The following is a 24,383-nucleotide window of genomic DNA, read 5'->3' as shown; positions in this document are numbered from 1 at the left end:
GATCGGGAGTCTGGAACCGGCCAGGCCGGATGAACGGTCTGGATGGGAATGCGGGAGAAAACAAAACCGGCGCCGTGATGAACGGCGCCGGTGGACGATTGGGGCAAGGGTTTAGGGAGTGATGGGTCTAGACAGACAGATGATGCAACCAACGCTCATACCGGCGGTCAAGTTCATCGGTAAACCGATGCATGCTCTCGGCCTGCCATTTTTTGTTCCGGACATCTCGCGGAGCAATGCCATAGCGTGTCCGGAAAGCCCTGCTGAAGGCTGCATCGCTGGTGTAGCCAGAAGCCAGCGCAATGTCATAGATCGGCCGGTGTTTCGACCGCTCATCGGTCAAGGCCAGCAACGCTCGCCGGAGACGGCGATCCCGGATATAGGCGCCGACTCCGCCAAACACATCGAAAAGCTGATACAGTTTTGAACGCGAGGCTCCGACGCGCTTGGCGATCCATTCCGCCGAAAGGTCAGATTCGGAGAGATTGGCTTCGATAAAGCGTCGGATCATAGTCAGTTGCGCTATGGCGACGCCCGCCGTCTGGTTTGGAGCTTCCTGATCAATAGCGGCATTCAGGCAGGCTGCAGTGAGGCCGACCGTCGCCGGGGCGATCTCGATTGCCTGTCGATGGCTCATCTGACTGGCCAGCGCCTTCAACGACATCATGTGGTCGCGTAACAGTTTCACCATCGGTTCTTCCCCGGACAAGGTCCGGAGATGCTGATCATTCTGGGATTTGAGCGCACCTTCGAGCATGTCCCTTGGAATAATCAGTGAAATATTTGCGAAGTCGTTGGTTCTTGATGCCATCTCCTGCGCCAGATCGAAGATGACCAGTCCTTTTTCCGGAAGCTCCCGCAGTCCGGTATTGTCTTCCCATTGCATCTGGCCCCGCTCATAGAGTTGAACCATGTAATGATCCATCCCATCTCGGGCCATGATGGACGGTGTTCGTTTCCAGCTCTGTCCCAGAGATTGGGTCCGGGCCACCATGACCGGACCGAACATGTTTGCATCTACCTGAGCGGTGAAAGACTCATCCCGCACGTCTTTCTCGCTATCTACATCAAAGATGCAGGCGATGCTGTCTTTCCAGAGATCGTAGCGCTCTTTTCCGGCAACATCGTCAAGATGAAACACCGCATTCGGCACCGGCTGCGTCGCTGCGCTATCGTCTTCTATGAATGCGCCATGAGTCATCTTTTGCCCCCGCTGAGGTGACTCGAGAAAGGTTTAATCAGATACAACAAAACTGACTGCAAACCTTAAATTGAGACCAAACAAGTATGATTTTAATCATATTATTGGATAAAATATTATCACATCTACTTTTTTCATACGAAATTATTCCCGATCTGATAGCCCTGCACGGTATATTGGACATACGGCAAAGATCGTCGAGATAAGAGAAAGATCCCAAATGCCGGTATGATTTTGCACCAGTCACGAGCTGGACAAAGAAGTCCCGAACTGCAGATCACCAAAAGCGGCATGCAGATCGGCCGGAAAGGCTACAAGCGTTCCGCCGCCGACAACTCCGTCAAGAGCCTCATCCGATAGATCAGCTTCGTAAGCATTGGACCGCGGCGATAAAATCGCACCCAATGCATCGTGCAGATCAGATTCTGAGAATATATAGCCAAGCTCGTTGGCGAATGCCGTGATGTCGCAAGCGAACTTCGAGCGATCAAGAATAACGAGGAGTTTCTGTTTCACTTCGCGGTCAATGGAGACACGATTGAGAAAGTTCGCCAAAGGCCGCGCGATCATTTTCTGTTTCATAGCCCCCCTCAACACCGCCCGTTCGAGTTACAACAGGGTATTATGACCGTCTTATTCTGTCCTTCAATGTACCGGCTCCATTAGCGCGCACCTTACCGGATGTTCGCGGTACCATGCTGAACATCCATTTTCAGCGCGTCTGCATAGAACACGCTGCCGGTCAATTGAGATGCAGGGTACCCTCGGCCGTATTACCGGCGGTTTCCTGAACAGCCTGCAGCACCGGGCGCTTGAGTCTCTCCGCAGCAGACCAATTCTCATCCAAATGATTAGGATGCACTACCCAACCTTTGAAGGTGGGCTTCAAGTTAAAGTAGGCCGGGACATGCATGCCAACAAAGCCACGCATCTATCGATATAATGGCGCGACTGGGAAATCGGTGTTTGGGAGGGATTGGTGGCTCTCGTCGTTCATGGATTGATATTCTCGAGGGACTGTTTCCCACCCAAAGCCGTCAATTCTTGCAACCGGCAAAGACGTTGCCTAACAGAAAACTGTATCTCGATCAAACGCTTACCGGATTTTATCGTTCAATACGCTGAAGCCATGTGGCGTCGAGGTGAGTGGCGCGACCGAGCGTTTGAAGGGGCTCGCTGCACCGCGAAGGCCCGCGAAGCCGAACCTACTGATCGATAGCCCCAAGGCCTACCCCCCTATCGATGGCGTCAAAAGAGAAAGGTAGTGGTGCGACTTGTGGACCTGGGTGGGACCTGAGTAGCTAATTGGAAAAGAAAACTTGCCGAGAACGCTTAGGTTCCTGTCAAGTTGAACAGGGAGGCTTCACGTCTGGGAGACGAATAACCAGTGGAGCCTATTTCCCTAGGCAAAATTGTCCCCAGCGCTTCATGAGCTCCCGTCGTCGGTCGAACATGTCAGACCGAGCATATGCCCGTTCCACCTTGTCGCCGAATGCATGAGCAAGCGCTGCCTCGGCAACTCCCCGCTCTGCATGTGCATATTCGCTGCACCAGTCGCGGAAGGTACTTCTCAGGCCGTGGATGGTGAAGTCCGTCCGCTTCATGCGTTTCTGAAGTGCGACGAATACCTGATCGGACTGCGGCTTCGTGTGTCCATTCCTGTCCCGCCGGTTGCTTGGAAAAATCAGGTTATCGTCAAGCCCCCGTAAAGCTTCCAGAACGTCTAGAGCCTTTCCTGTGAGAGGAACCCGATGTGGTTTGTCGGCTTTCATACGCTCCTTCGGGATCACCCAGAGGCCGTCCTGGATTTCGCTCCACCTTGCACCGCGCGCCTCTCCAGACCGCGTCACGGTCAGAATCAGGAATTCGAGTGTCCGGGCCGAGATACCTTCACGCTTCGAAAGCTGCTTCATGAGGGTTGGCAGCTCGCGCCAGGGCAGGGCGCGCATGTGCTCGACGCTGCGCTTCACGGCGGGAAGAAAGCGCTCGATCCCGTTTGTGGGGTTTTCGCTGTGGTAATAACCGGCGCCCTTGGCCCAGTCGAAGATGGTCGAAAGGCGCTGCTTCACGCGTTTCGCCGTATCGTGTTTCTCGGTCCAGATAGGCGTCAAGACCTACAGCACGTCGCTGATGCCAATCTTCTCGAGCGGCATGTCACCCAAAGTCGGCTCGGCATAGCGCTGGAGAGAGGCGATCCACTTCTCGGCATGCTTCTCGCTCGACCATGCGCCACGGTGGTTCTCTTGGACCGTCTTCATGGCGTCGCTGAACCGGACTGTCTTCCGTCGCTTCTCGGCGAGTGGGTCGCCGCCGTTCCGCGCAATGCGTCTGTAATCGATCGCGAGTTCTCGTGCCTCGGCAAGAGAAACAAGCCCGGCCGACCCGAGGCCGATGTCACGGCGGCGGCCATGCACGACAGTGCGCAGGATCCAGGACTTGCCGCCCTTGGGGCTGATGCGCAGATAAAGGGCAGTGCCGTCACCGAAGAGACCCGGATCTTTCAGGGACTTGACCGTCTTGGCGGTGAGGCGGTTCATGACCCTTATCCCCACATAATTTCCCAACATTAGACCCAACACGAAAACTGCGATGTGGGGACATATTAAGAGACAACATGAAATAGCGTTTCGGAAACTATAGTGTTATCAGAATGATATTGGAGCCATCTGAAATTCTATGAGACAGGGGGTTTGTAGCCTCCTCCGCTACCATTTCTTCTAGAACTTTCATGAGTTAGGGGCGCGGTTCAGTCGGAACCGTTCCGGCCAGTAAGGCGACACGCTATGCAACGAAGTACGGCAGATCGTCCTTCGCAGAACATCCAAGAGTGACAATCCGTTCCGTGATTTTTATCGCGCGCTGGTATTTAGCCTCGCATTCGGCTCGGGAGAAGTCGTTCAGGATTGGTCCCATGATCGAGACGCCATAGTCGGCTTGCAGGGTGCGCACATGACGGCGTGTATCCAGACCATCTGCCAGCCAGCTTAGCTCGAACTCCATTTTCTTGGTAACAAAGCGTTTATTATCAATCAATTCGCGGCGTATTTCCGCTTCTGTCCTGAGAGTGTCTTCCCAATAGAGTCCCTCGGTGCTGGCAACGTCGGGGGATGACTTAACGAAGGCTAGGCAAAAGACGAGATAGACCATCTCCCTCTCGTTTGCCGTGCGCCAAGCGCTGCCCTCAAGGGTTCCCCAGATTGAGGTGTTCAGGGTTTCATAGATTTCCGGCACTTTGGAAAAGAAAATGCGATGCAACTTGTTGTCGTTAAGCGTTAAATCCAGTTTTTGCGCTTTATAGATATCGACGGCTGCATACTTGTTGCAGGCAGGGCAGGTGTCGCCCTCAAAACGGCCTTTCTTATAGATGTGGGAGCATGACTTCCCCTGGGCCGTCTCGTTCTTGCAGAGCAGATAGGTTTCCGGATTGTCCTCATCGTCCTGTTGCTGGCCAATCCAGTTAAACCGGTTTTGAAACTGCAGGAATGACCGGGGAGGGCTCCAGAGAGTCCATTTCAAGTTTTCGACCGGGCCGAAAGTCGTCCAGTTCGAGCTGACATCGATGACGACACATTCGGTCTTGCTCGGGGAAGACCGAAGTCCGCGCCCTATCGACTGGCCCCACAAGACCTTTGAGAGCGTCGGCCGCATATGGACAATGATATTGCACTCGGGATTATCCCATCCTTCGATCAGCACGCCGACAGAAATGAGGGCCTCGATTTCACCCTTGTCATGCGCCGCAAGGATGCGGCGCCGTTCCGTCAAAGGTGTTCCCGCCGTTATAATGGCCGTCTTGATTCCGATGGTGCGGAGCCGCTCTTCGGTAAATTCGGCAACTTTTATATCAGGGCAAAACCAAGCTGAGATCGGAAGTGGATGAATCTTCTCCCGCTCTTCCAGGTAGGCCTGCGTGGCGTAATCGAGCATCGACGATCTGATGATTTCGTCCGTCAGCCGGGATACGGGATACTCGCCGGAGCTGACTTCGATACCGTCCAGATTGAGGTCATGAACGAAGTGCGGCCGGTATCTCGGTTGCACCAGGATACCTTCCGCAATCAGGTCCCGAATATCGGCACAGTCGATAATGGCGTCAAAAGCCGCGCTCAACTGGTCGCGCTGATCGCCAGTCCGTCGCTCGGGCGATGCCGTCAGGCCCATGAAATGAGCGCCGGCTTTCCCCTTCTCGCGGAACAGATCAATGATGCGCTTGTACCCGCTGCCGTTCGGCGAGACGCGGTGGGCCTCATCCACGATGATCAGGTCTGCTTTCGGGATCGCGTCTTCGAGCACTTCCCGCGCCCGCATGCTGGTGGAGAGCAGGACATCGTAATCGTCGAAAGCCTCCCCTTTATCCGAGACCTTCAGTGTTTTAACGCGACGTCCTCTCGTCAAGGCCGCTTGAAGCTGGTCCAGCAAAACCAGCCGGTGACAGAGAATGATGACTTTCTTGCCATCGTAGAACCTGTCGATGATTTCCCGGGCAAGAACCGTTTTCCCAGCCCCGGTCGGAGCTTTGAGAACAAATCGTTTGTAGCTTTCGCGTATGGACTGGAAGTCGTCGATAACACTTTGCTGCCAGCGGCGGAGCTTCATGACTTAAAACTATTCTTTCTTTTATAAGTGGTTAGCCAGTGCCGTCTGGCTAATTCCAACCCGTCTCAGCTTCCGGGGGGCTCACGTGACTATGTCCGCAATGTCCGCTTTGCTTCATCTGGGCTCCCGATCCGAGCCGTTCAGGTTCAGAATTCGAACGGTTTTGTCGGGCCGACCTGCATAGGTACGAGGAAATCTTTAACAATTCAAATATGAAGCGGAGAAATGACGCCGCTTATTGGTGTGGCGGCACTGGATATAGGAATTTCAGGAGCGAGATCTCGGCCCGCGACGGAACAGGGCTAGAAGGGTCTGGAAGGGGAGTAACAGGGCGTCGGTCATCCGGCTGCCTTCCACCAGATAGCGCAATCCGACAATGGCGCCGACGCTGATGGATGCGGCGGTCACCGGTGCGCTCCAAGCCAGTACGGAAAACGCGGAAAGGCCCTGTCCGACGGAACAGCCGAGCGCGATCACGCCGCCAAAGCCCATAAGGACCGCACCGAAGATCTGGCGGCGCAGCTCGCCAGGGTCGTCGCAGGCTTCCCAGTGGAACTGTTTCCGTATGCGGGCGCCGAGCAGAGCGCCGCTCAGGACGCCAGAAACCGATCCAACAGAGAACCCGCCGAAATGACCGCCAACCCCCATGACCTGCAGGACGATTTCGCCGAGCGGCATCGTGAAGCTGTGGGATTCAACAGGAACATGCTCGAACCCGGTATGCGCGACGTAACTGGTGCCCCACCAGGCTGCGCTGCAGGACAGTCCGATCAGGACGGACCAGATGACGGCGGAGCGGTTGCTGATGAAATGCGGGTCGGTGAGTGCGGGCGCGATCAGCAGAACGGCGAGGGCCAGCGCGACGTAGAGCGCTGAAATGCTGGTGTGTTCCGCGATAAAACCGGCAATGGACCCGGAGCCCGGATGCGCTGCTTCGGTCCGCGGAAACAGTGTCGTGCGGAGTTCCGCCAGGGGGCCGACTGCGGCCATATAGGCTGCGATGCCGATAACCAGGACGATCAGGACCGAGCGGATATCGCCGCCGCCGACACGCGCCAGAGCACCAAAACCGCAATTCCCGGCGAGCGCCATGCCGATCCCGAACATCAGGCCGCCGATGATGGATGCGGAGAGGCTGAATTCGAACCTGAAAAAAGCGGAGTTTTCGATCGTTGCCCACCCGAGTGCCGCAAGCACGGCCGTTGCCGCGACCGCGACCCCTATCGCCATCGGCCACATCATGATCCGGTCGCGGTTTCCGCCATAGAGCGCATCTTCGATCGCACCGAGGGTACAGAAACGCGGAATCCTGGCGGCAAGGCCCAGAACAGCGCCGGTCGCAAAGCCGATCAGGGTCACGGCGGCTGTATCGGAGAGTGCAAACATCGGGGGAGTGTGGCGCGTCACGCGCTGGGTGTCGACCCGAGCTTTTTAAGGGGCGCATCGCCCCCGAATATCTAGGCTTCGAGGACGAGCTCTTCCTTGCAGAACATGTCGTAGAGCAACTCGATCATACGGATCGCCCTTTCGTCCTTCAGGCTGTAATAGATGGTCTTGCCTTCGCGACGGTGATTGACCAAGCCTTCCAGCCGGAGCCGGGCGAGCTGTTGTGAAACGGCGGCTTGCCGGGAGGAGAGTAATTCCTCCAGCTCGGTCACGGATTTTTCACCCGTGGCCAGCTGGCAGAGAATGAGGAGCCGGCCTTCATGTGCCAGCGCCTTCATGAACTCGGTCGCATGCGTCGCGTTCTCGATCATGGCGTCGATCTCGGCGTCGGTCGCGGTTTCGTCCAAAACAGGCAAGGGCATAGGTCGGCTCCAGAGTTGGCAGCGTTAGAAATCTAGGAAATCCTGGATGGTTTCAATAGCCTTTTGGGCACAATCATCATCCAGATCGGCTCCGGGGGCGCCGGAGATCCCAATCCCGCCGATTATTTTGCCGGCGGCCAGGACCGGGACACCGCCGCCGAGGACGAGGGCGTTGGTGATATTGGGCAGCTGCGCCATCACGGCATCGGTCTGTACCAGGGAAGACAATTCCAAAGTCGACGCGCGGAAACTCACTGCGGTCCAGGCCTTGCGGGTCGCTGTTGATACTGTGTGCGGCCCGGCGAAACGGTCTCGCAGGAGAACCTGGGTCAGGCCCGTCCGGTCGACAACGGCAACAGCCACCTGATAGCCGGCCTCACCGCAAATCTTCAGTGCGGCTTGCGCGAGATTGAGGGCGACCTCGGGCTTCATCGACTCGTAGGTGACAAGTGCTTCGGCGTTCTGAGCTTTTGACGGATGGAACGGTGTGAGCGCCAGCAGGGTGGCCAGGGCGGCACATGCTAGAATGGTCTTTTTCATCAGTCGTTTCCTTCCTTGAGCGGGTTTGTCCGCTTGTTTTTGTCGAGGAGCCGGACGAGCATCGGCCAGAAGAAATCATCACCCGGATAGCCTTCGATCCGGCCGGTCTCCGTTCCGTTGTCCAGTAAAATGAAGGTCGGCGTGAAGTGCACCGATCCCTTGATCGTTATGTCGGCTGGCCAAGTATCGAACAGGTCCTGTCGGCGCAACGGCGCGCGTTTACCCTCGTCCGTCAGATGATAGATTCCGCCGATTTCTTCATTCCAGGCCTCGCACCATTCACAGCCCGTCTGTTCAACCATGAGCAGCTCGTTGCCAGCGGCGGCCGGTGCGGTGTGGCTGGCAAGACTCATGGCAAGCACCGCCATCGCGGCAGCCGCCAACAATTTCTTGCTTTGTCGTAACGGAGCATGGAACATAATAACAAATTCTAATGTGAGAATATGTTGACCGCAAGTACGGTCGAGGAAACGTTCGGGGAAGATAAGAAAATGGGCTCAAAATGGGCTTCGATATAGGGATTGGCGGCGCGTTTGTTGCCGGGTTGGCATCTTTTCTGACCCCATGCATCCTGCCAATCGTCCCGTTCTATCTCTGCTATATGGCCGGGGTATCGATGAACGAGCTCGAAGAGCGGGAAAGCGACGGAGCCGCGCGCCGGAAGGTTGTGCTCTCCTCCATTCTGTTCTCGGCCGGGGTTATTACGGTGTTTGTCGGCCTCGGCGCCAGCGCGTCGGCGTTCGGACAGCAGCTGCGCGAGTATTTCGACATTCTGCGCTATGGCGCAGCGATCGTAATCGCCGCCATGGGACTGCATTTCCTTGGCTGGGTGAAAATACCGCTGCTGTACAGGCAGGCCCGGATGGATGTCGCGGCCCCGGCCGGGATGATCGGCCCCTATCTGGTCGGGCTTGCCTTCGCTTTTGGCTGGACCCCTTGCGTCGGACCGGTTCTGGCGATGATCCTGTTCAGTGCGGGAGCCGCTGAAACGGTCCAGCAAGGTGCTTTCCTGCTGTTCGGCTATGGCATCGGCATGACCTTGCCATTCATCCTCGCGGCCTTCTTTTTTGGGCCTTTCATGCAGTGGATGAAATCGGTCCGCCGTTACGTTGCTGTTGTCGAGAAGGGCATTGGCGCCACGCTGCTGGTCTTTGCCGCCCTGATCGGCACCAACACGGTCGGCGTTATTGCCCAGTGGATGATCGACACTTTCCCGGTATTCGGAACCATCGGATGAGGAGACAGGACATGACGCGTGTGATTTTTGGACTTCTCGCAGCCTTGCTGATCATTCCCCCGGCATTGGCCGAGGTCGGTGAGGACGGTCTTCACAAGAAGCCCTGGTTTACAGTCTCTTTCAAGGATGTGGCCGAGGATATCGCGGACGCCGAAAGCCAGGGTAAGCGGCTGGCCATGATCTTCGAGCAGCGCGGTTGCATTTACTGCAAGCAGCTGCATGAGGGGCCGTTGTCAGATCCGGAAGTCGTCGAGTTCATCAAGTCGAACTTTGTCGTGGTTCAGTACAATCTTTTCGGCGACGAGGAGGTGACCGACCTGGATGGCACCGCCCTGCCTGAAAAGGATATGGCAAAACGGTGGGGCGTGGTTTTCACGCCGACGATCCTTTTCATGCCGGAGGAGGTACCCGAAACCGGCAATGCCGGCGCAGCCGCAGTCGCGACGATGCCCGGGGCCTTTGGAAAATGGACCACGTTGAACATGTTCGGCTGGATTCGGGAGAAAGGCTACGAGGGCGAGGAGCACTTTCAGAAGTATCATGCCCGCCGTTTCCTGGAACAGCAGAAGACGCAGTAGGAACGACCGGATGATGCCTCAAGAAGGCACATGCCTGTAACGCAACAACAAATTCAAAGATATGAATTTGTTGTTGCGTCTAAGCGAGTTTTACGATTTCCTAAATTCAAAGGTCAGCCAAAGCGCTGTACCGACAAAAAAAATGGGAGGAGATCCGGTGATGAGGATTGCTGTCACCACCGTGCTGGCGTTGATGCTTGGTATTTCGGGCGTCTCGGCCGAGACGGTTAAGCCTGCGGATGTGAAGATCGTCGATGGTGCGATCGCGCAGGCGCTGACTGACAAACCGGGCGATCCCGTCAAGGGACGTCAATGGTTCATGGGTCGCAAGCTCGGCAATTGCCTGGCCTGCCATGTGAATTCCGATCTGGCCGATCAGCCCTATCATGGTGAAGTGGGGCCGCCTCTCGACGGGGTGGCTGGCCGCTGGTCTGCCGCTGAGCTTCGGGCGATTGTCGTCAATTCCAAGGAAGCGCTTTCGCCGGAAACCATCATGCCCGGTTTCTACCGTGATGCCGGCCTCAATCGGGTCGCCAAGAAATTCGCAGGCAAGACGGTTCTGTCGGCTCAGCAGGTTGAGGATGTCGTCGCTTACCTGATGACGTTGAAAGAGGAATAAGGCCGTGCGGTGGACCTTATGTGTCACCGCGACGCTACGATAAACGGAGGAATGCCCAATGGAGATGACAAGGCGTGACATGTTCGCGCTTGCCGCCGGACTTGCCGCGGTCGGCCTGATTCAGATGCCGGCTAACGCAAGTGAAGATGCGGTAGAGGCGGCTATCAAGAAATTCGCCGGCGGTATGCCGGAAACAGGTGGTGTTGAGATCGGCGCTCCGGAAATTGCCGAGAACGGGAATACCGTACCGATCGAAGTGGCCGCTGCGGGCGCTACGTCAATCATGGTCCTTGCTGCGGGCAATCCGAGCCCCGGTGTAGGAACGTTCCACTTTACCGAAATGTGTGCCGAGAGCCGCGCCTCCACGCGTATTCGTCTCGCGGGCACGCAGGACATCGTTGCGGTGGCGAAAATGGCAGACGGGTCGACGAAAATGGCCCGGCGCGAAGTCAAGGTAACGATCGGCGGCTGCGGCGGCTGAGGACGGAGGAAACAGAATCATGGCGAAAATCAAACCCCGCGTGAAAGTGCCTAAAAAGGCCAAGGCCGGTGAGGCAATCACGATCAAGACCCTGATCAGCCATCCGATGGAGTCGGGTCAACGCAAGGACCGGAAGACCGGTAAGTTGATCCCGCGCAAGATCATCAACAAGTTCGTTGCCAAATATAACGGCACGGACGTGTTCTGGATGGATATGGAACCTGCCGTCGCCGCGAACCCCTATGTCGAGTTCTCGGTCAAGCTGACGGAATCCGGAACCATGCGGTTCGAATGGACCGATGATGACGGTTCCGTCTACGACATCGAGAAAAAGATCTCCGTCGCGTGAACGAACGGAGACATGGGAGGATGGCATGAAAAAACTCTTGGCAATGGGAGTCATCGGACTCTTCGCGGCCACGGCTAACGTGGCGTTGGCCAACGAAGATGCCGAGCTGGTGGTTGACGGTCAGGCCTTTGTCACCAAGCTGGACGCACCGGCGGACTCACCCCTGTCGGAAATCCTGTCCGGCTGGCGGTTCCGTAACGATGAAACCCAGGAACTGCAGACCGACGATTTCGAGAACCCGGCAATGATCTTTGCCGAATACGGCTCGGAGTTGTGGGAAACCGCCGACGGTGCGGATGGAAAGTCCTGCGCAGACTGCCACGGCGATGCCGCTGAAAGCATGAAGGGTCTGCGGGCCTCAATGCCGAAATGGCACGATGGCAAGAAGACGCTGTTCGCGCTTGAGGATCACATCAACTGGTCCCGCGAAGAGCATCAGAAGGCCAAACCGTGGAAATGGGAAAGCCAGGAGATGCTGGCGATGACTGCCTATATCGGCCTGCAATCCCGCGGCATGCCCGTGAAGGTGAAGGTCGACGGTCCGGCCGCCGACTGGTGGAAGCGGGGTGAGGAACTTTACTACACCCGCGTCGGCCAGCTCGACATGTCGTGTGCCCATTGCCACGAGAACAATTACGGCAACATGATCCGGGCCGACCATCTCAGCCAAGGGCAGATCAACGGCTTCCCGGTCTACCGTCTGAAGTGGCAGGGCATGGGCTCGATCCACCGCCGTTTCAAAGGTTGCATGGACAATATCCGCGCAACACCATTCAAGCGCGGCTCAGACGAGTTTACCGCCCTTGAACTCTATCTTGCATCGCGTGGTGAAGGCCTCTCGGTCGAAACACCGGCGCTGCGTAACTGATCCGGTTCGTGTCCGGGGTCCGTCGAGGGCTCCGGACACGGTCGGAGTTTAAACGCTTTATCTGCTCCTTTGCCTGAAATGCAGAGCGTTTCAGCTGGGAGAATTGTGTCCCGAAACGGGACTTGCTGAAGGAGCCTCATGTCATGTTGTCGCGCCGCGATTTCCTCCAGACGTCGTTTGCCGCCTCTGCAATCGTCGGTCTGAGCGGTTTCGGGAACTGGGCCCAGCTCGCCGCACAGCAGCGCCTTACCCAGAATCAGCTGCTGGACTTCGAGACCACCGGCAATGTCACCCTGGTGCACCTCACTGACTGTCATGCCCAGCTCATGCCGGTCTGGTTTCGTGAGCCGTCGATCAATATCGGGGTCGGTGAGTCTGCAGGCCTGCCGCCGCACATTTCCGGCAAGAAGTTTCTCGATGCGTATGGTCTGAAAGCCGGCACACCCGAGGCCTACGCGTTGACCTCCGAGGATTTTGTCGCCCTCGCCCGTGAATATGGCCAGATCGGCGGCTTCGACCGGATCTCCACGGTCCTGAAGTCAATCCGTGCCGACCGGCCGGACGCGCTGTTCCTCGACGGCGGCGACACCTGGCACGGCTCCATGACCGCCTTGCGCACGCAGGGGCAGGACATGGTGAATGTCATGAACGCGCTGAAGCCGGATGCGATGACCTCGCACTGGGAGTTCACCTACGGCATCGACCGGGTGACCGAGATTGTCGATGAACTGCCGTTCCCCTTCCTTGGCGCGAACATCTTCGACAGTGAATGGAACGAGCCGGCATACGACTCCCACAAGATTTTTGAGCGCGGCGGCGTCAAGATCGCCGTCATCGGTCAGGCCTTCCCGTATCTGCCGATCGCCAATCCGGGCTGGATGTTCCCGAACCTTTCCTTCGGCATCCGCGAGCAGCGCATGCGCGAGGTGGTCGAGGAAGTGCGCGGTGATGGCGCCGAATTGGTCGTTGTGCTGTCCCATAACGGGTTCGACGTAGACCGCAAGATGGCGAGCCAGGTCGAGGGCATCGATGTCATCCTGTCGGGGCATACGCATGACGCCCTGCCGGAGCCGGTCCAGGTCGGCAATACGCTGATTGTTGCGTCCGGCTCCCACAGCAAGTTCGTCTCCCGGCTCGATCTTGATGTCCGCGACGGTGGCGTGAAGGGCTTCAAGTTCCGCTTGATCCCGATCTTCTCGGACGTGATCGCACCGGATCCTGAAATGACCGCTCTGGTCGATGCTCAGCGGGCCCCGTTCAAGGCGGAGCTGGGCGAGGTGATCGGTCAGACCGAATCACTGCTGTATCGGCGCGGGAATTTCAACGGCACCTGGGATGACCTGATCTGCCAGGCCCTGCTGGAGGAACGCGAAGCCGATATCGCGCTTTCGCCGGGCTTCCGCTGGGGGCCGAGCCTGCTGCCGGGCGACGACATCACCCGCGAGGACATTTATGGCGCGACGGCGATGACCTATCCCAACGTCTATCGCAGCGAGATGACGGGCGAGCTGATCCACACCATCCTCGAGGATGTCGCCGATAATCTGTTCAATCCCGACCCCTACTATCAGCAGGGCGGCGACATGGTGCGTGTCGGCGGCATGGGCTACTCGATCGACGTCAACAAGCCGATCGGCAGCCGTATATCAGGAATGACCCTGCTAAAGACCGGCGAGGCCATCGACCCGGGCAAGTCCTACGTGGTCGCGGGCTGGGCGTCGGTAAACGAGGGTACCGAGGGGCCGCCGATCTATGACCTTGTCGAGCAATATGTCGCTCGCAAGGGACGGATCGAGATCACCCCGAATTCAGCCGTGAAGACAACTGCCGGATAGACCGGGCCGGAGACGGAAAGATGACTGAGAAGACACCAACCTCACGCAGAACCTTCCTGAAGGGCGGCCTGGCTGCCGGTGGCGCACTCGCCGCGGCGCCGGCATTGGCCGCAGGCGATCCCGCGATCCTTGAGGTTCAGCCCTGGGCAAACGAGCTTGGCGAAGGCGTTGACGTAAAGCCCTACGGCACGCCGTCACCCTATGAGGCCCATGTTCGCCGCCGGAACGTTCCCTGGCTGACCGCGGACCCGGTGAGCTCGATCAATTTCACCCCTCTGCACGAGCTCGACGGCGTGATCACGCCGAACGGCCTTTGCTTTGAGCGCCATCACAGCGGCGTCGCGGAGGTTGATCCGGCCAAGTACCGGCTGATGATCAATGGACTGGTCGAGCGCGAGCTTGTCTTCACCATGGCGGACCTGAAGCGTTTCCCCCGTGAGAACCGCGCCTATTTCCTGGAGTGTGCGGCTAACAGCGGCATGGAGTGGCGCGGCGCGCAGCTGAACGGCTGTCAGTTCACCCACGGCATGATCCACAATGTCATCTATACCGGCATCCCGCTGAAGACGATCCTCGAGGAAGCCGGCCTCAAGACCAACGCCAAATGGATCATGCCCGAAGGCGCGGACGCAGCGGCCATGACCCGCTCCGTGCCGATCGAGAAGGCCCTCGACGACTGTCTGGTCGCCTTTGCCATGAACGGCGAGGCGCTGCGGCCGGAACAGGGTTATCCGGTGCGTCTGGTGGTACCGGGCTGGGAAGGCAATATGTGGGTGAAGTGGCTGCGCCGCATCGAAGTCGGCGACATGCCTTGGCACCATCGCGAGGAAACCTCGAAATACACCGATCTCATGGCAAACGGGAAAGCGCGTCGCTTTACCTGGGAGATGGACGCCAAGTCGGTGATCACAAACCCGAGCCCGCAGGCGCCGATCCTGCACGGCAAAGGCAAGACCATCATTACAGGTGTCGCCTGGTCCGGGCGCGGTACCATAAAGGAAGTGCACGTAACCACCGATGGCGGCCGCAACTGGCATCAGGCGCGGATCGACGGGCCGTCCTGGGACAAGTCGATGCACCGCTTCTATTACGAGTTCGATTGGGACGGCAGCCCGCTGCTGCTGCAGTCGCGTGCCGTCGACAGCACCGGTTACGTGCAGCCGACCAAGAACGAGCTACGTGCCGTCCGTGGCGAGAATTCAATCTACCACAACAATGGAATCCAGACCTGGCATGTCAATGCGAACGGGGAGGCGGAGAATGTCGAAATTTCTTAATCTGGCGGCCCTGACATTCGCTGTCGGCCTCACGGGTACCACCGCGATGGCGGAGCCGACTGGCCTCGGCCGTCCGGCGACACCGGACGAGGTAGCTGCCTGGGACATCGACGTGCGCCCTGATGGTCTCGGCCTGCCGGAAGGCAGCGGCTCGGTAGCGGACGGAGAGCCTATTTTTGCCGAACGTTGCGCCTCCTGCCACGGTGATTTCGGCGAGGCCGTCGATCGCTGGCCGGTGCTGGCCGGCGGTATCGACACGCTGACCAGTGCTCGCCCGGTCAAGACGATCGGGTCCTACTGGCCCTATCTCTCGACGGTCTGGGATTATGTTCACCGGGCCATGCCGTTCGGCGATGCGCAGTCCCTGACGGCTGACGAGACCTATTCGATTACGGCTTACCTGCTCTATCTGAACGATCTGGTTGATGATGATTTCGAGCTCAGCCGGGAGAACTTCACAGAAGTCGCCATGCCGAATGCCGAAGGCTTCTATCCGGACGACCGTACGGAGACCGCCGTCTGGAAGAACCGCGCTCCCTGCATGACGGACTGCAAGCCCGAGGTGAAGATCACCGCCCGTGCGCAGGTCGTCGACGTCACGCCGGACGATCCGACATCCAAGCATTCCATGGCCGCTCCGGCTACCGATGAGGCCGCGAAAGAGGAAGCGACCCAGGTCGCCGCCGCTCCGGCAGTGGACCCGGCGCTGGTCAAGGCCGGCGAGAAGGTCTTCAAGAAATGCAAGGCGTGCCATGCTGTCGGCGATAAGGCCAAGCACAAGATCGGCCCGCACCTGAATGGTATCTTTGGACGAGCCGCTGGTACTGCGGAAGGTTTCAAGAAATACTCCAAGGATATGCAGAAAGCCGGCGCTGATGGGTTGGTCTGGGATGAAGAAACGCTCGCGACCTTCCTTGCCAAGCCCAAGTCGATGATCAAGCGGACCAAGATGGCCTTTGCCGGTCTGAAGAAGGAAGACGATCTCACGGCTGTCATCGCTTACCTGAAGGCGATGACCGAGTAGGAAAGGATGTCCGGATGAGTGTGTGGACGGCTCGCATCATCAAGGCAGTCAGCCTTGCCGTGATGCTTGCCGTCTCACCTGCGTCCGGCCCTGTCGCCGCGAGCGAAATCGGAGATGCGAAGACCGGGGCGAGGCTGTTCCAGGTCTGTAAGGCCTGCCACCGTGTCGGTAAGGAAGCCCGAAACGCTGTCGGACCGCACCTGAACGGGGTGTTTGGCCGCGTCGCCGGTTCGGTCGAGGCTTTCCGGTATTCTGAAGGATTGATCCGTGCCGGGGCGGATGGCCTGATCTGGACGGCGGACAGTCTGAACGCCTATCTCGAAAATCCTAAAAGCCTGGTTTCGCGGACGCGGATGAATTTCATCGGCATGCCGAGCGCCGAAGACCGGTCGCATGTCATCGCCTACTTGCGCGCGTTCTCCGACAAGCCGAGCGACATTCCGGAAGCGGAACCCACATCGACGGCGACCGACCATGCGGTCGATCCGGCCATTCTCGCCATCGTCGGCGATCCGGACTACGGTGAATATCTCTCCGGTGAGTGCCTGACATGCCACCAGAAGAGCGGATCGGACAGCGGTATCCCCGCGATTACCGGGTGGCCGCGGGAGGATTTTGTCGTCGCCATGCACGCCTACAAGACCGAGGTCCGGCCGCATCCGGTTATGCGGATGATTGCCGGCCGCTTGTCGGACGAAGAGATCGCCGGTCTGGCAGCGTATTTCGAAAGCCTCGAATGAACGGGGCGTAATAGGGAGGAAGTGCAATGTCTCTGAGTAGAAGGTCGATCCTTAAAGGAGCGGCGGCAAGCGCCGCTCTCACCACAGCGCCGATGATCATGGGCGCCAGTCACGGAAAGCCGAAAGTGGTCGTTGTCGGCGGCGGCGCCGGCGGCGCGACTGTAGCGCGATACCTTGCGAAAGACAGCAAGGGCGCGCTCGACGTCACTCTGATCGAGCCGACCCGCACCTATTTCAGCTGCTTCTTCTCCAATCTTTATCTCGGCGGTTTCCGGAGCCTTGAATCGCTTGGCCATACATACGGAACGCTCGCCAGCGAATACGGCATCAACGTCGTGCACGACTGGGCCGTTGGCGTCGACCGGGACAAGAAAACTGTCTCCCTGGCTGGCGGGGCAGCATTGCCCTATGACCGGCTCGTTCTCTCTCCCGGTATCGATTTCGTCGACGGTTCGGTACCAGGCTGGGATGTCACGAAGCAAAACCATATGCCCCATGCCTACAAGGCGGGCTCGCAGACTGAGCTTCTGAAGGCGCAGGTCGAAGCGATGCGGCCGGGTGGTGTGTTCGCAATGGTCGCTCCGCCGAACCCTTACCGGTGCCCGCCGGGTCCGTATGAGCGTGTTTCCATGGTCGCGCATATGCTGAAGGAGAAGAACCCGAAGGCGAAGATTCTGATCTTCGATCCTAAGAAAAAATTCTCCAAGCAGGGGCTGTTCCAGGCCGGTTGGGAAAACAGCTATCCGGGGATGATCGATTGGCTTGATTCCGAATTCACCGGGTCGCTGGAAGAAGTACGTCCGGAGAGCATGGAGCTGGTTGTCGGTGGAGAGGTGACGAAGGCGGATGTCGTCAATGTCATTCCGGCAATGAAAGCCGGCCGGATTGCGGAGCTCGCCGCGATTACGAACGACAAGGGCTGGGCGCCCGTGGTCCCCGCCACGCTGCAGAGCCGCGAGGATGAGAATATCCATGTTCTCGGAGATTCTGCGCACCAGGGAGACATGCCGAAATCCGGTTTCTCCGCGAATAGTCAGGCCAAGGTGGCGGCGAACGCCATTCGCGGCGCTCTGACCGGCTCGAAGGTTTTCCCGGCCAAGTTCTCGAACACCTGCTGGTCGCTGATCGGCACGAACAACGGCGTGAAGGTCGGCGCAGCCTATGAGGCGACGGCGGAGAAGATCGCGAAGACTTCGGGCTTTATCAGCCAGAACGGCGAGGATGCCGCCCTTCGCAAGCAGACCTACGAGGAAAGCATTGGCTGGTACGCCGGAATCAGCAAGGACATGTTCGGCTGACACTGATTGACCCCGCCGCCTGGCCGGACTGGCCGGCGGCGGGGCGCTTTGCCTGAGCATCTGACAGACTGGTCGATATGGAATTTCTTGAGACATTGCTTGCGAGCGACCTGCTGTCGGATCCGGCGAAGGCCGGACTTGGCGGGTTGCTGGTCGGTGTCGCTTTCGGGGGCTGCGCTCAGGCCAGCCGTTTCTGCTTAAGAAGCGCATCGCTGGAATTCTGGCGCGGCATGCTCGGGCCGAGTTTCGCGGTCTGGCTGCTTGTCTTCGGCTCCGCGTTGCTATTCGTTCAGCTGTTACTCTGGTCAGAGACCCTGCCAGCAACGGAAGTACGGCAACTGACCTCCGTCGGGACGCTCTCGGGGGCGATTATCGGCGGTGCGCTGTTCGGCATTGGCATGATCCTCGCCCGCGGTTGCGCCAGCCGCCTGCTGGTGCTTTCGGCGACCGGGAATCTCCGGGCCCTGATGACCGGGCTGCTGGTAACGGTCGTGGCCCAGGCGGCGCTTTCCGGCATCCTGTCGCCCTTGCGGCTTGACCTCTCCGCCCTCTGGACGGTCAGTCCGGAAATCCGGAACCTCAATCTTCATGTTCCCGATGTTTTCGGCATTCTCCTCGGCGGCGTACTGCTGGCGGTCGCGGTGCTGCTGGCATCCAGATCGGCTCTGGGCTGGCCCCGTGCCCTGCTATCCGTGGCGCTGGGCGGGACCATCGCGGGCGGGTGGCTCTTTACGGCGTCTCTGGCGCACGTCTCTTTCGAGCCTGTCTCGGTTCTGAGCGTTACCTTCACCGGGCCTTCGGCCGATACGCTCATGGCTCTGATCACCGCGCCCAGCGTACCGCTCAGTTTCAGTCTCGGCCTCGTGCCCGGCGTCGCTCTCGGATCCTGCGCCTCGTCGCTCGTCAGGCGGGAATTCCGTGTCGAGGTCTTCGATCAGTCGACCGGCATGGTGCGCTACGTCTTCGGCGCCGTGTTGATGGGCTTCGGCGGTATGCTCGCCGGCGGCTGCGCGGTCGGTGCAGGGGTCACCGGCGGGTCGGTACTCTCTCTGACCGCCTGGCTGGCATTGCTCTCCATGTGGCTTGGTGCCGGAGCCAGCCAGTGGGCAATGGGAGACCGGGGCGTTGCGCCGACATCTGGACGGGTTCTCTCATGACTGACGTTGCAGAAAGAATAGGCTCCATGCCGCTGATTATTCGCCTGTTTCTCGGAACCGTCCTGTTCCTCAGCTCGGCCGGTGGCCTTGTCGTGGAGATCGTTGCCGGCCGCCTGATCGCGCCCTATGTCGGCATGTCGCTCTATACCTGGACGGCGATTATTGCTGTGGTTCTGGCTGGCCTCTCCGCCGGGCATTGGATCGGTGGTCTCATGGCCGGTCCCGAAACGGACAGGCAGAGTGTATTGAAGCGTCTGGCTGGTTCGCTTGCATTGGCCGGAGGGAGCAGCCTGCTTGCTCTTGTCTTGCTCAATGATCTGGCTGTCGGGCTGCTGTCGTCAGGGCTCGGCCAGGTGACGATCGTGGTCTGCCTGACAACGGCACTGTTCCTGTTGCCGAGCCTCTTTGTCGGGATGGTCGCGCCGATGGTCACAAAACTGTCCGTCGACGCCAATCCGGGCCAGACGGGGGCCGTGATTGGAACCATGTATGCTGTCGGCACGGCCGGAAGCATTTTGGGCACGCTCTCGGCCGGCTATCTCTTCATCTCCTGGATCGGCTCCAGCGGCACGCTGATCGCGGTGACCGTGCTATATGGGACCCTCGCTTTGGGGTGCGCACTGCTCGCGGGACGGCGTCCGGCTCTGATTGCCGCCATATCGATCCTGCTGTTATCCCTGCCTCTCGCAGGAACGGGTATCGCCCGCGGCGCATTCGATTCCAGGTGTACTGTCGAAAGCGACTATTTCTGCATCGTCATCGATGACTTCGCGCCCTATAGCGGGCGCCCGAGCAGTCTGATGGTGCTGGATAATCTGGTGCACAGCATCAATGACAAGGCAGACCCGAGCCTGCTCTTCAGCCCCTATATTCAATTCGTCGATGAGTTTGCACGGCGCCGGTTCCAGCTCGATCTTCCCGGTGTGGATTTCTCAGCCTTCTTCATCGGCGGCGGCGGTTACTCACTGCCGCGTTCTTGGGCGGCGACAGTTCCCGGCGCGCGTCTGGTGGTCGCGGAAATCGATCCGGCGGTCACGGCGGCGGCGCGTGACCATCTTTGGCTGGATGTGTCCGCATCCGGGCTCGAGATCCATCACCGCGATGCCCGTGCTCTGCTGCAATCCCTGCCGCCCGAGCCCCGGTTCGACGTCATTTTCGGTGACGCCTTCCACGACATATCCGTGCCGACCCATCTGGTCAGCCGCGAGTTTAATGTCGAAGTCGCGGCCCGGCTGCGTCCGCAGGGGTTCTTCGTCGCCAATGTGGTGGATGGGGCCCGCAATCCGCGCTTCCTCGCGGCGCTGGTCCATACACTGGCGCTCGACTTCGCGGATGTGACGGTCTGGCGGGAGATGGGTGAGGGGACCGGCGTCGGCCCGGACGGTCGCGTGACCTATGAGGTTGTCGCGGCCTTGTCAGGCGTGCCGGACGAAACGATCCATTCTGCCTTCGGGATCCGCCGCAGCTGGCAGCGGATCCCGATCGCGGATCTGATGGATCCCGGAGAAGCGTCTCCGGTTGTGCTGACCGACGATTTCGCGCCGGTGGACCGGCTGCTGGCGCCGGTCCTGTTCTCGGGTGTGCCTACTGAGTGACCTGGGCCGTCTGCGGGCGCTCCAGCATCGAGTCAACGGGAAGGCCCGCGTCCGCCGACCATTCGACCATTGAGCCGTCATACATCTTGGCAGCCCTGTTCCCGAGGATTTCCTGGGAAACGAACCAGCCGAGGCTTGCCCAGTGGCCGGTGTTGCAGAAGTTGATCTGCGCGCCATCAGTCTTGATGCCAGCCAGCTTGTAGAGCTTCGCAATCGTGTCCCGGTCCCGGAACGTGCCGCCGTTCTGCGTCAGCCAGTTTTCCGGCAGATTGCGGGCACCCGGGATGGTTCCGGCGCGCTTTGCCTTGGCATGCTTGTTGATGCCAAGGAACTGGTCCTGCGGCCGGTTGTCGACGATCAGCTCGCCAGCGTTGCTTGCTGCGGTCATATCGGCTTTCGTGACCAGCATGTCTTCACGCAGTTCTACGGTAAAGATCGTCGGTTCCGGCACGACGTCGCCTGTTTCGAGCGGGTTCACCGGCTGCTTCGTCTTTGAGTCAATCTCAGCTGTGTAGGCCTTCATGCCGCCGTTCAGGATCGACACCGCGTCATGGCCGGCGACCTTGAACGTCCAGTAGATCCGGGTAGCCGTCCCCATATCGAGCGCCGATTTCCCGGCCGGAACGATGACGACATGGTCCTCGTTCTCGATGCCGAGATTGCCGATCGTGGTCTCCAGTGTTTCGGCGCTGGAAAGCTGGGCGATCGTGCCGTTGGCATCCTCGGTGCGCCAGCCGTCTTTCAGATAGTTGGTCCAGATCGCGCCGGGGATATGGCCGCGCAGATAATCTTCCTTGCTGGCACCGGCGAGACGACCGCGGACATCAAGAAAGACGACGCCGGACTTCCCGATATTGGCCGCTGCCCACTCGACGCTGACCAGGGGCGTCGCCGCCTGGGCGGCCGCAGACCCGCACAGTGCGACGAGGGCAATCAAAGCTGTGACGATCGATTTCATTGTCGTGTTCCGTTCTCTTGACCGGCCGGTTATTTCGGTGGCGCTTGATCCGGGAGTGGGCCGATGTGGCCTCTGTTCCGGTCGGCGGCAATGACGGCAATCCGGTGCCGGTAATCTTAGAAATTCTTATCGGCTGTTTCGCTTAATAGAGCGAGAGATCAGCTGTTCGTGGAGGATAAATATAAAATTCGTTCCCGATCGCCTAGGTGCGGCTATGAAATTAGAACGAAGCGGTCAGATATTGTTTCTCGTGTGGAAAATACGTTCTCCGCTGCTGCTGTTCCCGGAACGGATCGAGTGGGTTGCCGGCGCGTTCGTCCCGGTGGCATCAGGCTTGGCGGAGCGCATTTTTCCTCTGCTCGCCCGACGGGCGGAAAAGAGGACGCCTGCAAGGACTCTATTTATCGGATGGCTGAAAGTCCGGCGGGGGGTAATCTGTCAGTGCCAGCCGCTTCGCCTGTTAACATTTTTGGCTTGAGCGCGTTCAACGGAGTTTTATCGAATGATCCTGACATTTTGCGGCGCGGCCGGAACCGTCACCGGGTCGTGCTATTGGCTGCAAACCGACCGCTGTCAGTTCCTGGTCGATTGCGGGATGTTCCAGGGTTCGAAAACCCTGAAGGAGCTCAACTACGGGCCCTTTCCGTTCGATCCGAAGAAGATTTCCTTCGTTCTGCTGACCCACGCGCATATCGATCATTCGGGGCTCATTCCCAAGCTGGTCAAGCAGGGCTTCACCGGGCAGATCTTCGCCACAAGCGGAACGGTCGATCTCTTGACCTACATGTTGCCGGACAGCGGCAATATTCAGGAGATGGAGGTCGAGCGGCTGAACCGGCGGAACGCGCGGCGCGGCCGTCCGGCTGTCACCCCGATGTACGACAAGGAAGATGCACAGACCGCGCTCGGCTCCTTTTCTTCTGTCGAATACGAGACATGGCGTGAGGTCGGCGAGGGCGTTCGTGCCCGGTTTTGGAATGCCGGACATATTCTCGGGTCGGCGTCTATCGAGGTGGAGGTGTCGTCCGGCGATCCGGACGCGCGCCTGTCCCGACTGCTGTTCTCCGGCGATATCGGGCCGGACCACAAGCTGCTTCACCCGGACCCTGAAGCGCCGGGGAACTGGGACTGGGTCTGCTGTGAGGCGACCTACGGCGGGCGGCCTCGTATCGATGTAACGCCTGAACACCGGCGGACTGTGCTTGCCGAGGAAGTGAACAAGGCATTGGAGCGGGGAGGCAACCTTCTGATACCCGCGTTCGCGGTCGAGCGGACGCAGGAGCTTCTGCTCGATCTCGGAGCGCTGTTCGATCAGCGGCGTATCCCTGAGGTGCCGGTTTTCCTCGACTCGCCGCTGGCGATCCGAGCGACCGAGGTATTCGAGAAGAACTCTTTCATGCTGGAGGATCTGCCGGCCGTTGGGGCCAGCTTCAGACGCCCGAACATCCGCTTTACCGAGTCGGTCGATGAAAGCAAGTTGATCGCCCGGGTGACGGGCGGGGCGATTATTATCGCCGGTAGCGGCATGTGCGACGCCGGACGGATCCGGCATCATCTGAAGCAGAATCTGTGGCGGTCCGATGCGACTGTCCTGCTGGTCGGCTACCAGGCTCCCGGCTCGCTTGGAGCGCTCCTCTCGGCCGGGGTCGATGCGGTCACGATTTTTGGTGAAGAGCACCGCGTGAAGGCGGCGATCCGGCAGATCGATGTGTATTCCGGACATGCTGACGGAGACGAATTGATCGACTGGCTGACGGACCGGTTGCCGGTGAAATCGGCAATCTTCCTCACACACGGCGAGGAAGAGGCTCTTGCGGCCATGCGGGACGGTTTGCAGGCCAAGGGTGTCGACCCGGACCGGATCGTCATTCCACAACTGGATGACGCCGTCGACCTGTCGGCTGGCCGCGCCGCGATCCAATTCAAGAAAAAGGTCAGGCGGCTTACGCCAGAAGCGGTTCGGGGGCCGGATTGGCATAATGATTTGGCAGAGTTCTCTCTTCGCCTCAGGGAAAAGATGGAGACCGCCGCCGATGACCGGACAAGGCGCAAGATCATGCGGCGGGTCATCAGGGCTCTGGAGGATCCCACGCGGGGGTGATGCGCTAAGTGAAACCAGACCCGCCTCCAAGCTCTGGGCTGATCATTCAAGGATCTTGCATCACGAAGCCGTGAGCGCTGGTTATCCCGTGCTCTGATCCTCATAAATCATAAGGGGTCTT

The 24,383-nt window shown here is 59.1% G+C and carries 22 protein-coding genes and 2 pseudogenes; 14 read left to right on the top strand and 10 right to left on the bottom strand.

Going from position 1 to position 24,383, the window contains the following annotated elements:
* Positions 1-127 precede the first annotated feature (127 nt).
* The 9 genes and pseudogenes from K328_RS0116780 to K328_RS24520 all read right to left on the bottom strand — a co-directional run bounded on the left by K328_RS0116780 (position 128) and on the right by K328_RS24520 (position 8,513).
* A complete protein-coding gene (locus K328_RS0116780) occupies positions 128-1,201 on the bottom strand; it encodes a helix-turn-helix domain-containing protein (protein WP_051285015.1) in 1,074 nt (357 codons plus the stop codon).
* 243 nt (positions 1,202-1,444) lie between these two features.
* Positions 1,445-1,783 (bottom strand): Nif11-like leader peptide family natural product precursor, encoded by a 339-nt coding sequence (locus K328_RS0116775; RefSeq protein WP_028466961.1) that lies wholly within the window; start codon positions 1,781-1,783, stop codon positions 1,445-1,447.
* An 812-nt stretch (positions 1,784-2,595) separates the two neighbouring features.
* Positions 2,596-3,738, bottom strand: a pseudogene (locus K328_RS27200) (tyrosine-type recombinase/integrase).
* A gap of 244 nt (positions 3,739-3,982) precedes the next feature.
* Entirely contained in the window at positions 3,983-5,362 is a 1,380-nt protein-coding gene (locus tag K328_RS0116765; protein WP_245577577.1) for a DEAD/DEAH box helicase, read from the bottom strand.
* Positions 5,363-5,395: 33 nt separating this feature from the next.
* Positions 5,396-5,797 (bottom strand): annotated as a pseudogene (locus K328_RS27195) (DEAD/DEAH box helicase); the annotation flags it as partial.
* Between the two features lie 267 nt (positions 5,798-6,064).
* On the bottom strand, positions 6,065-7,204 hold the full coding sequence (locus K328_RS24525) for a YeeE/YedE family protein (RefSeq protein ID WP_205620694.1): 1,140 nt from the start codon (positions 7,202-7,204) through the stop codon (positions 6,065-6,067).
* Between the two features lie 50 nt (positions 7,205-7,254).
* Positions 7,255-7,605, bottom strand: coding sequence for an ArsR/SmtB family transcription factor (locus tag K328_RS0116755; RefSeq protein WP_028466959.1), 351 nt, complete (start codon positions 7,603-7,605; stop codon positions 7,255-7,257).
* 24 nt (positions 7,606-7,629) lie between these two features.
* Positions 7,630-8,145: a GlcG/HbpS family heme-binding protein gene (locus K328_RS0116750; protein ID WP_028466958.1), complete on the bottom strand. Its 516-nt coding sequence runs from the start codon at positions 8,143-8,145 to the stop codon at positions 7,630-7,632.
* Entirely contained in the window at positions 8,145-8,513 is a 369-nt protein-coding gene (locus K328_RS24520; protein WP_051285014.1) for a thioredoxin domain-containing protein, read from the bottom strand. The genes K328_RS0116750 and K328_RS24520 overlap by 1 nt, the downstream gene beginning before the upstream one ends.
* Before the next feature lie 134 nt (positions 8,514-8,647).
* Between K328_RS24520 and K328_RS0116740 the strand changes: the two genes are divergently transcribed.
* The 13 genes from K328_RS0116740 to K328_RS0116680 all read left to right on the top strand — a co-directional run bounded on the left by K328_RS0116740 (position 8,648) and on the right by K328_RS0116680 (position 21,203).
* Positions 8,648-9,382: a cytochrome c biogenesis CcdA family protein gene (locus K328_RS0116740; protein WP_028466957.1), complete on the top strand. Its 735-nt coding sequence runs from the start codon at positions 8,648-8,650 to the stop codon at positions 9,380-9,382.
* An 11-nt stretch (positions 9,383-9,393) separates the two neighbouring features.
* Positions 9,394-9,960 carry a thioredoxin family protein gene (locus tag K328_RS0116735; RefSeq protein WP_028466956.1) on the top strand — a complete coding sequence of 189 codons (567 nt, stop codon included), beginning with the start codon at positions 9,394-9,396 and terminating at the stop codon, positions 9,958-9,960.
* A gap of 160 nt (positions 9,961-10,120) precedes the next feature.
* Positions 10,121-10,579, top strand: coding sequence for a sulfur oxidation c-type cytochrome SoxX (gene soxX / locus K328_RS0116730; RefSeq protein ID WP_028466955.1), 459 nt, complete (start codon positions 10,121-10,123; stop codon positions 10,577-10,579).
* Positions 10,580-10,637: 58 nt separating this feature from the next.
* The gene (soxY, locus tag K328_RS0116725; protein WP_028466954.1) at positions 10,638-11,060 is read left to right on the top strand and encodes a thiosulfate oxidation carrier protein SoxY; all 423 of its coding nucleotides are present in this window, start codon (positions 10,638-10,640) and stop codon (positions 11,058-11,060) included.
* A 19-nt stretch (positions 11,061-11,079) separates the two neighbouring features.
* Positions 11,080-11,409 (top strand): thiosulfate oxidation carrier complex protein SoxZ, encoded by a 330-nt coding sequence (gene soxZ / locus K328_RS0116720; protein ID WP_028466953.1) that lies wholly within the window; start codon positions 11,080-11,082, stop codon positions 11,407-11,409.
* A 25-nt stretch (positions 11,410-11,434) separates the two neighbouring features.
* A complete protein-coding gene (gene soxA / locus K328_RS0116715) occupies positions 11,435-12,277 on the top strand; it encodes a sulfur oxidation c-type cytochrome SoxA (RefSeq protein ID WP_028466952.1) in 843 nt (280 codons plus the stop codon).
* A gap of 143 nt (positions 12,278-12,420) precedes the next feature.
* The gene (gene soxB / locus K328_RS0116710) at positions 12,421-14,112 is read left to right on the top strand and encodes a thiosulfohydrolase SoxB (RefSeq protein WP_028466951.1); all 1,692 of its coding nucleotides are present in this window, start codon (positions 12,421-12,423) and stop codon (positions 14,110-14,112) included.
* Positions 14,113-14,132: 20 nt separating this feature from the next.
* Positions 14,133-15,389 (top strand): sulfite dehydrogenase, encoded by a 1,257-nt coding sequence (gene soxC / locus K328_RS0116705; RefSeq protein ID WP_028466950.1) that lies wholly within the window; start codon positions 14,133-14,135, stop codon positions 15,387-15,389.
* Positions 15,373-16,413: a c-type cytochrome gene (locus K328_RS27020; RefSeq protein ID WP_028466949.1), complete on the top strand. Its 1,041-nt coding sequence runs from the start codon at positions 15,373-15,375 to the stop codon at positions 16,411-16,413. Before soxC ends, K328_RS27020 begins: the two co-directional genes overlap by 17 nt.
* A gap of 14 nt (positions 16,414-16,427) precedes the next feature.
* Positions 16,428-17,153: a c-type cytochrome gene (locus K328_RS0116695; RefSeq protein WP_205620692.1), complete on the top strand. Its 726-nt coding sequence runs from the start codon at positions 16,428-16,430 to the stop codon at positions 17,151-17,153.
* Between the two features lie 26 nt (positions 17,154-17,179).
* Positions 17,180-18,451, top strand: coding sequence for an NAD(P)/FAD-dependent oxidoreductase (locus tag K328_RS0116690; RefSeq protein ID WP_028466947.1), 1,272 nt, complete (start codon positions 17,180-17,182; stop codon positions 18,449-18,451).
* A 77-nt stretch (positions 18,452-18,528) separates the two neighbouring features.
* Entirely contained in the window at positions 18,529-19,608 is a 1,080-nt protein-coding gene (locus K328_RS0116685) for a YeeE/YedE family protein (protein ID WP_028466946.1), read from the top strand.
* Positions 19,605-21,203, top strand: coding sequence for a fused MFS/spermidine synthase (locus tag K328_RS0116680; protein WP_028466945.1), 1,599 nt, complete (start codon positions 19,605-19,607; stop codon positions 21,201-21,203). Before K328_RS0116685 ends, K328_RS0116680 begins: the two co-directional genes overlap by 4 nt.
* Here the strand turns inward: K328_RS0116680 and K328_RS0116675 are convergent.
* A complete protein-coding gene (locus tag K328_RS0116675; protein WP_036554745.1) occupies positions 21,193-22,161 on the bottom strand; it encodes a sulfurtransferase in 969 nt (322 codons plus the stop codon). The two genes, K328_RS0116680 and K328_RS0116675, sit on opposite strands and share 11 nt — an antisense overlap.
* 502 nt (positions 22,162-22,663) lie before the next feature.
* On the opposite strand from K328_RS0116675, the gene K328_RS0116665 reads away from it, so the two are divergent.
* Complete coding sequence (locus K328_RS0116665; protein WP_028466943.1) at positions 22,664-24,262, top strand: MBL fold metallo-hydrolase RNA specificity domain-containing protein; 1,599 nt, start codon at positions 22,664-22,666, stop codon at positions 24,260-24,262.
* The last annotated feature ends 121 nt before the right edge of the window (positions 24,263-24,383 follow it).

Source organism: Nisaea denitrificans DSM 18348, assembly GCF_000426505.1.
In the GTDB taxonomy this organism is placed as follows: domain Bacteria; phylum Pseudomonadota; class Alphaproteobacteria; order Thalassobaculales; family Thalassobaculaceae; genus Nisaea; species Nisaea denitrificans.
This window is presented reverse-complemented; position numbering and strand designations above follow the sequence as displayed.

Coding starts and splice junctions, on each gene's coding strand:
- K328_RS0116780 (WP_051285015.1), bottom strand. CDS start 1,201: ATGACTCATGGCGCATTCATAGAAGACGATAGCGCAGCGACGCAGCCG.
- K328_RS0116775 (WP_028466961.1), bottom strand. CDS start 1,783: ATGAAACAGAAAATGATCGCGCGGCCTTTGGCGAACTTTCTCAATCGT.
- K328_RS0116765 (WP_245577577.1), bottom strand. CDS start 5,362: ATGGGCCTGACGGCATCGCCCGAGCGACGGACTGGCGATCAGCGCGAC.
- K328_RS0116755 (WP_028466959.1), bottom strand. CDS start 7,605: ATGCCCTTGCCTGTTTTGGACGAAACCGCGACCGACGCCGAGATCGAC.
- K328_RS0116750 (WP_028466958.1), bottom strand. CDS start 8,145: ATGAAAAAGACCATTCTAGCATGTGCCGCCCTGGCCACCCTGCTGGCG.
- K328_RS24520 (WP_051285014.1), bottom strand. CDS start 8,513: ATGGCGGTGCTTGCCATGAGTCTTGCCAGCCACACCGCACCGGCCGCC.
- K328_RS0116740 (WP_028466957.1), top strand. CDS start 8,648: ATGGGCTTCGATATAGGGATTGGCGGCGCGTTTGTTGCCGGGTTGGCA.
- K328_RS0116735 (WP_028466956.1), top strand. CDS start 9,394: ATGACGCGTGTGATTTTTGGACTTCTCGCAGCCTTGCTGATCATTCCC.
- soxX (WP_028466955.1), top strand. CDS start 10,121: ATGAGGATTGCTGTCACCACCGTGCTGGCGTTGATGCTTGGTATTTCG.
- soxY (WP_028466954.1), top strand. CDS start 10,638: ATGGAGATGACAAGGCGTGACATGTTCGCGCTTGCCGCCGGACTTGCC.
- soxZ (WP_028466953.1), top strand. CDS start 11,080: ATGGCGAAAATCAAACCCCGCGTGAAAGTGCCTAAAAAGGCCAAGGCC.
- soxA (WP_028466952.1), top strand. CDS start 11,435: ATGAAAAAACTCTTGGCAATGGGAGTCATCGGACTCTTCGCGGCCACG.
- soxB (WP_028466951.1), top strand. CDS start 12,421: ATGTTGTCGCGCCGCGATTTCCTCCAGACGTCGTTTGCCGCCTCTGCA.
- soxC (WP_028466950.1), top strand. CDS start 14,133: ATGACTGAGAAGACACCAACCTCACGCAGAACCTTCCTGAAGGGCGGC.
- K328_RS27020 (WP_028466949.1), top strand. CDS start 15,373: ATGTCGAAATTTCTTAATCTGGCGGCCCTGACATTCGCTGTCGGCCTC.
- K328_RS0116695 (WP_205620692.1), top strand. CDS start 16,428: ATGAGTGTGTGGACGGCTCGCATCATCAAGGCAGTCAGCCTTGCCGTG.
- K328_RS0116690 (WP_028466947.1), top strand. CDS start 17,180: ATGTCTCTGAGTAGAAGGTCGATCCTTAAAGGAGCGGCGGCAAGCGCC.
- K328_RS0116685 (WP_028466946.1), top strand. CDS start 18,529: ATGGAATTTCTTGAGACATTGCTTGCGAGCGACCTGCTGTCGGATCCG.
- K328_RS0116680 (WP_028466945.1), top strand. CDS start 19,605: ATGACTGACGTTGCAGAAAGAATAGGCTCCATGCCGCTGATTATTCGC.
- K328_RS0116675 (WP_036554745.1), bottom strand. CDS start 22,161: ATGAAATCGATCGTCACAGCTTTGATTGCCCTCGTCGCACTGTGCGGG.
- K328_RS0116665 (WP_028466943.1), top strand. CDS start 22,664: ATGATCCTGACATTTTGCGGCGCGGCCGGAACCGTCACCGGGTCGTGC.